We start from the raw sequence: 12,634 nt of genomic DNA on the forward strand, positions 1-12,634 counted from the left end.
TATGATGACAGCTATAATAAGCGTAAGAAATATTTCTAAAAAGATTAAGGAGCATCCTATATTTCAAGATATTTCATTTGATATCCATAAGGGCGAGTGTGTAGGTTTAGTTGGTCATAATGGGTCAGGTAAAACGATGATTATGAAGGCAATCTGTGGTTTTATAACCATTGATACAGGTGAAATTATCATTAACGATGAGCAAATTACATGTGGCACGCATTTTATTCGTGATGCAGGTGTATTAATTGAGGCACCAGTCTTTTTAAATACGATTACTGGCTACGAAAATTTAGCTATTTTAGCCAATATTCAACAAAAAATTTCTAAAGAGGATATCATACATGCAATGCAGGTTGTTGGCTTAGGGGAAGCCATTAATAAAAAAGTGAGGGCATATTCCTTAGGTATGAAACAAAAATTACGCATTGCACAAGCCATTATGGAAAATCCCTCTATCCTGATTTTAGATGAGCCATTTAATGGGTTGGATAAGGCAAGTGTTGAAAACTTCCAATGTTTATTAAAAGCGTATCAAGAAAAGGGCACAACAATTTTATTAACGACTCATGATGATAGACAAATTACAACATTATGTAACAAGGTATATGAGCTCGACAATGGACGAATGCTATGAAGAAATATATGTATCTTATTGTCTTATTAGTCGTATTAAGTGGATGTGGCCAGTTACATCCTAAAGTGGATAGTCAAGTACTTCTGCAAAGTGAAGGATTTAGTCAACTCATTACATTTGACATATCACCTAGTGATTTTGAAACACAATTATTAGCGACAACTCTGTTTACGAAAATACCTGATGAAGAATTCACCTATGAATATAAAAGTGCCGGAATCATCGTAAGAATAGAATACGATGATGATAAATTGACTACGACACAGATGATTTTTGAGAAAGCTCGTCCTTTGCAAAATAAACAATATGCTGTTGAAGCACATCAAGCTTTAAATGAAGTTTTAGCCATACTAGAGCCAAAAGCCTATTCATTTGAAGTATTGCAAGATATGTTAATGATACGAACGATGACAGAAATTCATGAAGGGAAAACAGTGAGATTAAGCGAAACTATAGAGTCAATATCAGTAGTGATGGAACTTGGTGATGGTCAAAATATTTATAGTGTTGTTTTTAGACCAATCATGTAAAATATAAGTCGATGACAATAAATATCGAACTCTCTATGAAACACTCACTACAGCGGTGAGTGTTTTCCTTTTGAAGTTGCATCTAAATAATTCGCCCTGGGTGATATAGCATCCTTTAATATTGTGTCTCTTTCTTGAAAAATGTCGCTATATCAATGATAATACGGTATATTTTAATAGATAAATGTACTATTTTAAGAAGAAGGAGTGATAGGATGGTTTCGTCCAAAGATGTCGCAATTCAAGCGGGCGTTTCACAGGCTACTGTCTCACGTGTCCTGAATCACCCAGACCGTGTACAAGCTAAAACTCGTGATAAAGTACAGGCAGCTATTGAAACTTTAAAATATGTGCCAAATGCGCATGCACGTTCACTTGTACAAGACAAAACAAAGTTAATTACATTATTATCTGGCCCTTTGTATAATCCTTTTTTTGTAGAAACAACATCAGCCATTGTAAATTATGCTAACAAAAAAGGTTATCAAGTCAATGTACAATTTGTGCAAGATGACGAACTTGCTCTAGCTTATGCTACAGCGATTCAAACAAAAGTAGCTGGTATGATTTTGTCTTGTGTTTTTTTAGAAGATGCGATATTTGAGCAATTGACACATATGTCAATTCCTTTTATTACGTACAATCGTAAGCATGCGAGAAATGAATATTTTGTCGAGATTGATAATAAACAAGCAGGGTATTTAGCAGCGCAACATTTACAACGATTGGGGCATAAACGTATTGCTTTTATTGGAGGTTCTCAAAAGGTGAGTACTTTTCATGACCGTTTTATAGGGGTGAAACAAGCTCTCGGGACATTACTACCAGAGTTGGTCATTCATAACACTGCTGACAAAGAAGAAGTCGCTAAAGCATATGCACAATTAATGCAGTTGCCCACACCGCCTACAGCTATTGTTTGTGGGGCAGATTCTATTGCATTAGCGGTAATGGATGTCGCGTATAAAGCTCAAGTTAAAATACCCGAGGAGTTAAGTATTATTGGTATTGACAACGTAGAAGATAGTCGCCACGGGGCCATTCAATTAACGACCGTAGGCAGTATTTCAGAGCGTAATTTAGGGTTAGTGGCGATTCAAGAATTAATTAAAATGATTGAAAATGAAAAAAAGCCTTGCATACAAATTACCGAATCTGTTAAAGTATTTTCTAGAAGCACGACGCAGAGATGCTGAGTTGCTTCTACTTTTTCGCCTAAAATGTATACGTATTCATTTTATGGCATTTATTTTTTTGAGTTTAATGTATACGTATTCATTTGTGTTCAATATTCAGAAAAGTAGAAGTAATGCATCAATGTAACGTACTTTATGCGTAATTCACTAAGGGGGACAATTTATGTTGTGGAAAAATAGGGAGTATGGTCAAGAAGCACCGCATATTCCAGCAGGACCATTTAAAATTCGATTACCTTTTATTCATTATCGTTTTGAGTGGCCTGATTATGTACAAGGTTTGTTAATGTGTGCAGTAGACTTATCAGCGATTCCGCTATTGACAGAGTTATTAGGTATGCCATTTGAAGTGGCATTAGCTATTGTCATGTTAAATGGTCTATTTTATTTATTACATCATTTACTTGGTGACCCAGCCGTACCAGGGTGGATCACACCAGCCATTCCGTTGATTATGTTATATGTACAGCAATTTCCAGAAGGGCCAGAACGTGTGCATGCCCTAATTGCCTTCCAGTTGACCCTCGGCATACTATCCTTACTTTTAGGGGCTACGGGGTTAGCTAATAAAGTCATTCGTTTAATACCACCTGCTTTAAACTCAGGCATTATATTAGGCGCGGGCTTTGCTGCTATTATTTCGGTTTTCCAAATTGGTGGTCGTTTTGATCAATTCCCATGGACGATTACGATAGCGGTAGGTTTAGGTTTTTATTTGATGTTCTCTAAACATTTCGCGCAAATTCAAACAAAGCATCCTTTATTTGGTTTAATCGCAAAATTAGGTGTGTTCCCTGTTATTATATTAGCAGTTATTATTGCACCATTATTTAAAGAAGCAGCTTGGCCCACAATTGAATGGGGTTTTTCAAAGCCCGATTTTATAACATTGTGGAATGAATATACGATATTTGGCTTAGGTTTACCACCAATGATGATGTTCATTACGGCATTACCTACAGTATTTGCTGCGTATATTGTATTATTTGGTGATGTTATTCAAACGCGTATTTTAGTTGAAGAAGCAGACGCATCTCGTGATGATGAGAAATTAGATTATAATCCAAGTCGTGCACATCTTATTTTTGGTTTCCGTAATGCCACTATGAGTATATTAGGTCCAGATGTGACAATGGCAGGTCCTTTATGGTCAGCTATGCAGGTTGTGATGGTAGAGCGCTATAAAAAAGGGCGAGCTGCTATGGATTCGTTTTTTGGCGGTGTAGGCTCATTCCGTTGGGGAACAAATACAGGCTTATTGCTATTGCCAATTGTTGGTTTAGTACAACCTATTTTAGGTGTAGCATTGGCACTCACATTATTGATTCAAGGTTATGTAAGTGTAAAAGTGGGCGTATTAGAAGCTCGCAGCCAACGTGATTTAGGTATTGCAGGCATTATAGGTGGCGTACTTGCGATTAAAGGCGCTGCTTGGGGCTTTGGTGTTGGTATTTTATTAGTATTTTTAATTTATGGAAGAGATTTTTTCCGCGGCGAAGTAGATGATACTTTTGTCAAAAATCAATCAGAATTTAAAGCGAGAAAGGAAGACTAAGATGTCAGAAAAAATTACATTACCACCACTCAGTTATACAGGGTGGGGAGCTATGGAGCATTTGCCTAGTGAATTACAACGTTTTAATGCAAAGCATATTTTAATTGTGACAGACCCCTTTTTACATGAGATTGGTTTAACAGCAAATGTTATTAAACCGATTGAAGCATTACATCTCTCATATGAGGTGTATACAGATGTAGTACCTGAACCGCCATTAGCCATAGGTGAAAAATTAGTCAAATTTACTAAAGAGAATCAGTTTGATGCAGTAGTTGGCATTGGTGGTGGCAGCGCGCTTGATTTAAGTAAGTTAGCCGGGGTATTATCTCAACATGAAGGTGAGGTTGCAGACTATTTAAACTTAACAGGTACGCGTCAAGTGGCACATAAAGGATTGCCAACGATATTGATTCCAACCACATCAGGTACAGGTTCTGAAGTAACAAATATTTCGGTACTAGCATTAGAGACAACAAAAGATGTAGTTGCTCATGATGCATTAATTGCAGATGTCGCTATTGTTGACCCAGCATTGACGATGTCATTACCCCCTAAAGTAACAGCAGCAACAGGAGCCGATGCTTTAACACATGCGATTGAGGCGTATGTTTCAAAATTTGCTAGTCCTGTGTCAGATGCATTAGCTTTACAGGCAATACGTCTCATTAGCTCTTCAATTCGTACGGCTGTCCATCAAGGTGATGACAAAGAAGCACGTACTAAAATGAGTTATGGCAGTTACTTAGCAGGCCTTGCGTTCTTTAACGCAGGTGTAGCAGGTGTACATGGTTTGGCTTACCCATTAGGTGGACAATTTCACTTAGCTCATGGTGAATCGAATGCAGTATTACTACCATATGTCATGGGTTATATTCGCCCAAGTTGTGAGCGCCAAATGAAAGATATTTATGAGGCAATGGGTTTCAGCCCATCAGGCATGTCACAGCAAGAAGCATCAAAAGCATGTGTGCGTGAGTTGAAGCGCTTAGTGGAGGATATTCAAATCCCTTCAACATTGCAAGCATTTGGTATTCATAAAGAAGCAATTTCATCTTTAACGGATGATGCAATACTGCAAACGAGAATTTTAGCACGAAGTCCGTTAAAATTAGAGTGGCAAGATATTTTTACCATTTACTCAGCAGCTCATGAAGGACAAGTTGTTGAAAAAGGAGAGAAGTAAAATGAAAAATTACGAACTTTTAATTAATGGTGAATGGGTAGGTACAGATTGGAAGCAATATGAAGTAATTAATCCTGCAACGACAAAACCAATAGCATCTGTACCTTATGGTGGCGAAAAGGAAGCGAAACAAGCAGTAGATGCAGCAGCTGAAGCATTTACGATGTGGAAAAAGAAAACAGCACAAGAACGTTGTGACATTTTGTATCGTTGGTACGAACTTGTTAAAGAAAATGAAGAAGAAATTGCTAAACTTATGACAGAAGAACAAGGTAAGCCATTAGCAGAAGCTCTTGGTGAAGTACGTTATGCCAATGCTTATATTCAGTGGTACGCGGAAGAAGGTAAGCGCGTTTACGGCGAGACAATCCCTGCATCAGCACCAGATAAACGCATGTTAGTATTACGCCAACCTATTGGTGTTGTAGCAGCTATTACGCCATGGAATTTCCCAGCAGCTATGATTACTCGAAAAATTGCACCAGCTTTAGCAGTGGGTTGTACAGCGGTTTTAAAACCAGCAAGTCAAACACCATTAACTGCTATCAAACTTGTTGAATATGCGGAGCAAGCTGGTGTTCCTAAAGGTGTGCTAAATATTGTTACAGGTTCAGCGCGTGAAATTGGTGGTGCTTGGACAAAAGATCGTCGCGTGCGCAAATTAACATTCACAGGTTCAACAGAAGTGGGCAAGCAGTTGATGAAAGAGTCAGCAGATACAATGAAAAAAGTATCATTAGAGCTAGGCGGGCACGCCCCGTTTATTGTGCTAAAAGATGCCGATTTAGATGTAGCAGTAACAGGTGTACTTGCTTCTAAATTCCGCAATGCTGGCCAAACTTGTATTTGTACAAACCGTGTGTATGTTCATCAAGATATTGAAGCGCAATTTGTGTCAGCTGTAGCAGATAAGGTGAAAGAAATGAAAGTAGGGAATGGCTTAGACCAACAAACAACAATTGGGCCTATGATTGATGAAAATGCCGTTGATAAAGTGAATGAGCATGTGGAAGATGCGCGTGCTAAAGGTGCAATTATTGAAACAGGTGGTCAGCGTATTGCAGGAGACGGGTACTATTATGCACCTACTGTAATGTCAGGTGTTACAGACGATATGCAATGTATGTCAGAAGAAACATTTGGTCCATTGCTTCCAATAGCAACATTTACAGATGTGGATGATGCAATTACACGTGCTAACGATACACCATTTGGTTTAGCGGCCTATGTGTTTACTACAAATTTGTCAGAAGCTTTTTATGTTAGCGAAGCACTTGAATATGGTATTATCGGTTTAAATGATGGTGGCCCTTCAGCAGCGCAAGCGCCATTTGGTGGCTGGAAAGAAAGCGGTACAGGTCGTGAAGGCGGACGCCAAGGTATGGAAGATTATTTAGAAACAAAGTATATTTCGATTAAACTATAGTAAAATAAATCAGTAAGCACAAACGCTATTTTATTAGTGTTTGTGCTTTTTTGTGGCTTAAATATGTAGGATAAAATCAACGCTTAGTAAAGTAATCATTTGCTAAAATAGCTAGATAGTCAATATCTTCATATAGATTATTTTTCATAAATTCTTGTCTGTGCCTACCTTCAAATGTCATACCGATTTTTTCTAATACGTTTCGAGAAGCTGGATTTCTTGTCATACAACGTCCACTAATACGATTTAAATGCAGTGTGGTAAAACCAAACGCTAATACTTCTTGACAAGCTTCTGTAGCATAACCTTTACCCCAATGGTGGACATCAATAAAATAGCCAATCTCCGCTTTCTTATGAGCTTTTGTTACACTCACTAATCCACAATTGCCAATATATTGTTCAGTCTCCTTTAGAAAAATAGCAAGTTCATAAGCTGTTCCTTGTTCATAACTTTCCTTGACGTAAGTAATCCAACGTTCTACAAAGTTTCTTGGATAAGGGTGTGGTAAGTGCATTAAAGTATGCGCAATTGCTTGTTGTTGAACAACGTGAAAAACTTGTTCAGCCAATGTATGGTCATAACTTTTTAATAAGAGTCTATTGGTTTCAAGTAACATGATATATCTCCTCTCTCACCCTCTATATTATATAATAACTACCAAAAAAGGAAAACGTAAATACTAGTAGCCTCGTTATATAAGTAGGGAGGTGTTTATGAATGAATCCGATTAAACAACAATTAGATGAAAAAATAGGTGACTTATCTGTACAAGCGAAGGCTGTAGAGCAATATGTAAAGATCAATCTAGAAAAGAAATCCCGCATAAAAAAGATAAAAATACCCATGGTCCTAAGTTTTATTATCGTATGTTGCACTACGCTCATACTCGCATTTTATCCGAAAGAGCAGCACGCTAATTTTGATGAATGGTTATCACAAGAGGTATTTGAAGGAGAAGTATATAGAAATTACATATTATCGTGGTATTTCTCTGACGAAGCTACAGTGAAACATCTTGTTTTTGAAGACTTATTTAACCAAGCTGCATTAGCCTATTATGCTCAACAACAAGGGATCATCATTACAGAAGAGGCTATTCACTTAGCCACCATTCAACAACAACAATCCATACTGGAAGCACCTGAACAAAAAATAATGGATTATTTGTATCAAAAGTTAGGTGTCACAGAGGAAGGATATGCAAAAACGATTATTGCACAACGACAGAAATTACAATTGTACCAAAATGCTCAGTCAATAGATGCCAATTTTGAAGATAAAGCGTTGGCTACTTTTTCTAAGCGCTATGATAAGGAAATTGAACAATTTAAACAAAAAAATAATATTATACAGCCTTCACGCAATATAGCAAATACAGAACAAGCACAACAAATGATTGATTCGTATTTGTTAAAAAAATTATCAGAAAACACCGAAAGAGCATTGCCATTTACACCATTAACATTACAAGAGTTTGAATTACAGGCACAAACTAAAGAAGAGCAAGAACAGCTTCGCATAATAAAACAAGCATATGATTATGACTGGCAAGCATTGAAAGAAGAGCATCGTCAAATGAAAAAAACAAAAATTAAAGGCGAAGTCTTAAAACAAAAGGGAAATCGTTATTTAATTGTTAACGCTCACCAACAAAACCAATCTTTATGGATTGAAACAGAGCAAAAGTTGCAGTTGGGGCAACGTGCACAAGTGTTTGAAGACAATAGTGTGAGTAGTTGGCAAGCGCTACGTTACCCTAATGCCCAGCTAACACAAGAAGAAGCTATTGCTCAGGCTATTCAAAATAAAGATGAACTTGTAGGTATTAAAAGTGCAAGATTTGAGCAGAATAGATGGGATATTACATTGCAACATCAAGACCAAACAGAAGTTGTGAGAGTGCCAGATGAGAGGAGATAACATATGGAGATAGAGGAGGTTGTAAAGACTTATACAATATACTTATTAAAACTAAGTTATTTATACGTAAAAGACAAACAAATAGCTGAAGATATTGTGCAGGAAGTGTTTTTAAAATTTTATAAAAACCAAGCTGCTTATCAAGAAGAAGGAAAAATAAAACAATATTTAACGGTAATGACTGTTAATCAATGCAAAGATTATGTAAAGAGTTGGGCATATCGTAAAGTGATCATTAAAGAAAAGTTGACACGTAGCCATGTAGAAACTGCTGCCATGATTTTAAAAGAAGAACGGCAAACGATTGCAAACGCTGTATTAGCCCTACCGATCAAATACCGTGAACCTATTATTTTTTATTATTATGAGGAACGCAATATTCTTGAAATTGCAGAACTACTTCATTTATCAGACAATACGGTAAAAACGCGTTTAAGAGAGGCACGCAGAAGGTTGCATCACGTATTAGCTACAGATGACTGGGAGGTGTTGCAAATTGAAGAACAATAAGAAGAGAATTTGGCGATGAGACGCATAGTAAAGTAACTATTTTCCCTCAATCTTAAAACAAAAAGAAAAGATAAAAAAGGGTGGCTGAGCCACCTTTTTTATCGTGATAACCGTTCTAAAACAGTAAGTATGCTTGTGTTATGTTGATACCCCACTAATTCACCAAATTGAAAGGCTTGTGCTGCTCTTGCACTAAGTTCTGCCAACCAATCTCTTTGTCCAAGGCTATTAGCAGGCGTTATATACATGTCAAAATCAGCTGAGATTTTGCCTGGCGCATAGCGCTTCATGTAGTCTGTAGCCCTGCCATAATCAAATGATAAAACCGCATGTTCTTGAAAAGATATTTCCCCTGCCTTATATAAAATTTTGGATATTTCCGCAATTTCTTCAAAGGTAGCATTTCTAACATCATATTGATCCGTAAGCGTTTTGTAAAGAGCGGAAGTGTCCTTTTGAGTCACCTCACCTTTTGTTGCTTCAACCAGAAAGGCAGCCTTCTGTACTTTATCTGACGGCATATGGGTATGATTAGTATAATATGACATGACTTGATGACGAATAACAGAATTTGCATTCATACAATTACCTACTTTCCATAAAAGATCATAATTTTTTATGTAATAAAAATACCATCTAGCATTGTATTACCTGAAAAATGGATGGGCGTGTTGTGGGAATCAAATATACTGTTGTGCATCCTATCAAATATATCATCCATCAACAATGAAGTCGCTGTTGTTAGTCGATAGCCTTTTTCATATGTTGCTTCAAATCAACATTATTAGATCTAGCATATTTGATATGACCATAGCCAAGTTCCGCTGTTCATCGCCTCTTGAAAGCTCTGAAATAAATGCTTTCACAGTCTTTGTAAACAACACTTAAATAGACATGATACTTAAGATCGCCACTATAAAACCTTTGTGATCACTATTACCTCCATTGTAGTTATTGTAAGTATTATCGACATGAATAGGCTATTATTCAATATTTATTTTGCTTTCTGTAAAAAAGTTCTGCTGTTATAGATCAGTAATATAGTTTTTATGAATAGCCTACATTTTATACAAAGTATAGGTTATTTTTTATGACAAAAAAATTAGATAGTGACATAATCTGTCTAGTCTATTTGTTAATGTAAGACTTGAGCGATTTTGGTTAGAAAGGAGGTATTCTTGTGAGGAAGTCGGAACAAATACATCGGATTTTGCAAATATATGATCAATTAAACAACGGCGAAACGATAAACAAATTAGAAACATCCCATCGTTTATCTGTTAGTATGCGAACAATCCAGCGTGATATTAGTACAATTCAAGAACATTTGGCGAATTCTTTTTCTGGTCAGATGATTGAGTATGATGGGCAAAGAAAAGGCTATATTTTAACAGGCAATAAGACGAAAGCTCTGCCTGTAGAACAAGTGTATGTTATTGCAAAAATAATAATAGCAAGTCGAGCCTTTAGTATAGGTGAATTGAGAACATTCATAACAAACTTGCTTGGGCAAAGTACGTTAAAGAATAAGGAAATTGTATATACTATGCTTGAAAAAGAGTTGACCTATTATGATGAGTTACCCCACACTAAAAATCGATTATGTGATCTCATTTGGACTGTGACAGAATGCATCGTAAAAAATAAATATATGGAGATTATGTATGAACAACAGGATAAGCTTCAGTCATATAGTATAAAGCCCATTCATATTTTATTTATGAAGCAATATTTTTATGTGATTGCTGTAGCTTATTTCAAAGGTTGTGTACTACCTGTTACATATCGTTTAGACCGCATTAACTCTTATAGCGAACAACCCAATCATCCGCAAATCAATGACAACGAATATGAACTTTTATTACCTCAACAAGAATTAACCCATACATTAGATAAAAGTCAATCTAATGCGACATTGATTGTGTGGCTATCACAATATGGCAAAGAGCGAGAAATGATTTACCCTATCGAATACCATGACCAGTGGTATCAATGTTAAAGGAAGAGGAGAAGAATAATGAAAAGATTGATATTTATGCTATGCGTTACTTTATTATTAACAGCATGTAGTTCAGAAGGTACTTCAACTGATCAAGCGAAAGAAGATAGTGAAAAAACGGCAGAAGATAAAGGGAAGAAATATGCTGACGTACTTAAAAAAGCGGTGCCTATGTTAACAGATGACCAAGGAGAATTGTCTGAAACATCTTATGATTATGTTACTGAGCATGAGACGATTTTTCCTGCGGTTACTGAAGAAGCCATTACTAAAGTAAAGGCAGATGCACAAAGTGTGGACATTAAGTTATTAAACAAAAATTTACAGCCTCACTTATCTACGCTTATGACGTTTACAGGGCAAGTTGTACAAGTAGATGAGACAACCCATGACTTTGGCGAAACTGAAACGTGGCTGAATGTATATGATGAAAATGCGGATATGAGTTATCACGTGTATATGTTTAAAACAAGCGGCGATATTTTAGAGGATGATTACATTCAATTTTGGGGCATTCCTCTAACAACTTATTCCTACAATACAACAGATGGCGGCTTCCGTAATACAATTTTATTCTTTGCTTCGCATGTCGAAAAAACACAATAACACTAACAACTTATAAAGCCATGCAAAAGAATAACAGAGCAAAAGAAGCGTATCAATGTGGATACGCTTCTTTTGCTACAGGGGGAAAGTCATCGGGCTTCCAAGAATGATCATACATTTCTCCATTAGGTTTTAAAAAATAATCATATTGTACCTCATTTGGGCGGTCAGGTACAGGGTCATCCCATGTAGTATCAACGTGATAGTATTGACCATCAACTTTTACAATATTCCAAGCATGCCCAACACCTTTAGCAGTACCTGTAACGACATAGTTTTCAATGCCAGCTGCATCTAGTAACGCAGTGAAAGCACCTGTATAGCCTGAACAAACAGCTATTTGGTTAGCGAATAGCCCATAAGCAGAGTAGGGGTCAGCTACATTTTCGCAGTTAATGGCGTCACAATTCTCATAAGTGGTAACATCATAGGCTGTATTGAGAACAACGTAATCATGGAGTGCTTTAACACGTTCATACTCTGTGGCATTTGATGGCACTTCATTAGCAATAATGCTTTGTACTTGTTGGTCTACAAACGTTTTTCTCTTCATTAATTCATCATAAGGTAGTTTGTACGTAAAGGTTAACTCCCCATCAATATTTGTATAACGTACACCCCATTTTTTTAACGGGACGTCATAGCGATTATTATCGGCAATGGCTTCCACGATCGCCATTACATCATCCGGATGTATCTCGGAAGGTGAAAAGTGGTACGTTGTATCGTAATGCATTAGTGCCTGTAAAATATCTTGATAAGTATTGGGATGAATATCACGCCAGGATTGCATAGTTTTAGTTATAAAATTGTCAGTTGGTAGTACGGGAGCATAGTTTGTTAGTGTTGTCTGTTCAATAACAATAGGTTCTGAGGGTGTGATACGCGATTCGCAACCTACTAATAGCACGAGACAAATAAAAGGAAGAAGTCGTTTCATATTTGCACTCCTTGCAAGGTTTAATGCATTCAGTAAAACAAAATTATGCATGTGAAGCAAGTAATAGCCGTACAAGTAATCAGCTATATAAGGAAAAGTTTTGTGAAAAATAGTGGAAATCGTATG

General features: G+C 36.7%; 13 protein-coding genes. 10 read left to right on the forward strand and 3 right to left on the reverse strand.

All coding sequences use genetic code 11. From position 1 onward, the window contains the following. The first annotated feature begins 4 nt into the window (after positions 1–4). From IEW44_RS03025 to IEW44_RS03050, 6 genes are all read left to right on the forward strand, one after another. Positions 5–637, forward strand: a complete 633-nt coding sequence (locus IEW44_RS03025; protein ID WP_229704140.1) for an ABC transporter ATP-binding protein — start codon at positions 5–7, stop codon at positions 635–637. Beyond that, positions 634–1,167, forward strand: a complete 534-nt coding sequence (locus tag IEW44_RS03030) for a hypothetical protein (protein WP_188613550.1) — start codon at positions 634–636, stop codon at positions 1,165–1,167. Before IEW44_RS03025 ends, IEW44_RS03030 begins: the two co-directional genes overlap by 4 nt. Before the next feature lie 215 nt (positions 1,168–1,382). Continuing rightward, a complete protein-coding gene (locus tag IEW44_RS03035; RefSeq protein ID WP_188613551.1) occupies positions 1,383–2,363 on the forward strand; it encodes a LacI family DNA-binding transcriptional regulator in 981 nt (326 codons plus the stop codon). Between the two features lie 163 nt (positions 2,364–2,526). Then, positions 2,527–3,918 (forward strand): hypothetical protein, encoded by a 1,392-nt coding sequence (locus tag IEW44_RS03040; RefSeq protein WP_188613552.1) that lies wholly within the window; start codon positions 2,527–2,529, stop codon positions 3,916–3,918. A gap of 1 nt (position 3,919) precedes the next feature. Continuing rightward, positions 3,920–5,104, forward strand: coding sequence for an iron-containing alcohol dehydrogenase (locus tag IEW44_RS03045; RefSeq protein WP_188613553.1), 1,185 nt, complete (start codon positions 3,920–3,922; stop codon positions 5,102–5,104). Between the two features lies 1 nt (position 5,105). After that, positions 5,106–6,530: an NAD-dependent succinate-semialdehyde dehydrogenase gene (locus IEW44_RS03050; RefSeq protein WP_188613554.1), complete on the forward strand. Its 1,425-nt coding sequence runs from the start codon at positions 5,106–5,108 to the stop codon at positions 6,528–6,530. 76 nt (positions 6,531–6,606) lie between these two features. Here the strand turns inward: IEW44_RS03050 and IEW44_RS03055 are convergent, their stop codons facing one another. Then, positions 6,607–7,149: a GNAT family N-acetyltransferase gene (locus IEW44_RS03055; protein WP_188613555.1), complete on the reverse strand. Its 543-nt coding sequence runs from the start codon at positions 7,147–7,149 to the stop codon at positions 6,607–6,609. 101 nt (positions 7,150–7,250) lie between these two features. Here IEW44_RS03055 and IEW44_RS03060 point away from each other — a divergent pair, with 101 nt between their 5' ends. Next, positions 7,251–8,453, forward strand: a complete 1,203-nt coding sequence (locus IEW44_RS03060) for a hypothetical protein (RefSeq protein ID WP_188613556.1) — start codon at positions 7,251–7,253, stop codon at positions 8,451–8,453. Between the two features lie 3 nt (positions 8,454–8,456). After that, complete coding sequence (locus IEW44_RS03065) at positions 8,457–8,963, forward strand: sigma-70 family RNA polymerase sigma factor (protein ID WP_188613557.1); 507 nt, start codon at positions 8,457–8,459, stop codon at positions 8,961–8,963. A 98-nt stretch (positions 8,964–9,061) separates the two neighbouring features. Here IEW44_RS03065 and IEW44_RS03070 read toward each other — a convergent pair whose 3' ends face one another. Continuing rightward, positions 9,062–9,544, reverse strand: coding sequence for a hypothetical protein (locus IEW44_RS03070; RefSeq protein ID WP_188613558.1), 483 nt, complete (start codon positions 9,542–9,544; stop codon positions 9,062–9,064). A gap of 599 nt (positions 9,545–10,143) precedes the next feature. Between IEW44_RS03070 and IEW44_RS03075 the strand changes: the two genes are divergently transcribed. Then, positions 10,144–10,962, forward strand: a complete 819-nt coding sequence (locus tag IEW44_RS03075) for a WYL domain-containing protein (RefSeq protein WP_188613559.1) — start codon at positions 10,144–10,146, stop codon at positions 10,960–10,962. An 18-nt stretch (positions 10,963–10,980) separates the two neighbouring features. Continuing rightward, the gene (locus tag IEW44_RS03080; protein WP_188613560.1) at positions 10,981–11,568 is read left to right on the forward strand and encodes a putative periplasmic lipoprotein; all 588 of its coding nucleotides are present in this window, start codon (positions 10,981–10,983) and stop codon (positions 11,566–11,568) included. Positions 11,569–11,620: 52 nt separating this feature from the next. Here the strand turns inward: IEW44_RS03080 and IEW44_RS03085 are convergent, their stop codons facing one another. Continuing rightward, positions 11,621–12,508 carry a transglutaminase domain-containing protein gene (locus tag IEW44_RS03085; RefSeq protein WP_188613561.1) on the reverse strand — a complete coding sequence of 296 codons (888 nt, stop codon included), beginning with the start codon at positions 12,506–12,508 and terminating at the stop codon, positions 11,621–11,623. Between the last annotated feature and the right edge of the window lie 126 nt (positions 12,509–12,634).

Origin of the sequence: Lysinibacillus alkalisoli (assembly GCF_014643595.1) — a bacterium.
Taxonomy (GTDB): domain Bacteria; phylum Bacillota; class Bacilli; order Bacillales_A; family Planococcaceae; genus Metalysinibacillus; species Metalysinibacillus alkalisoli.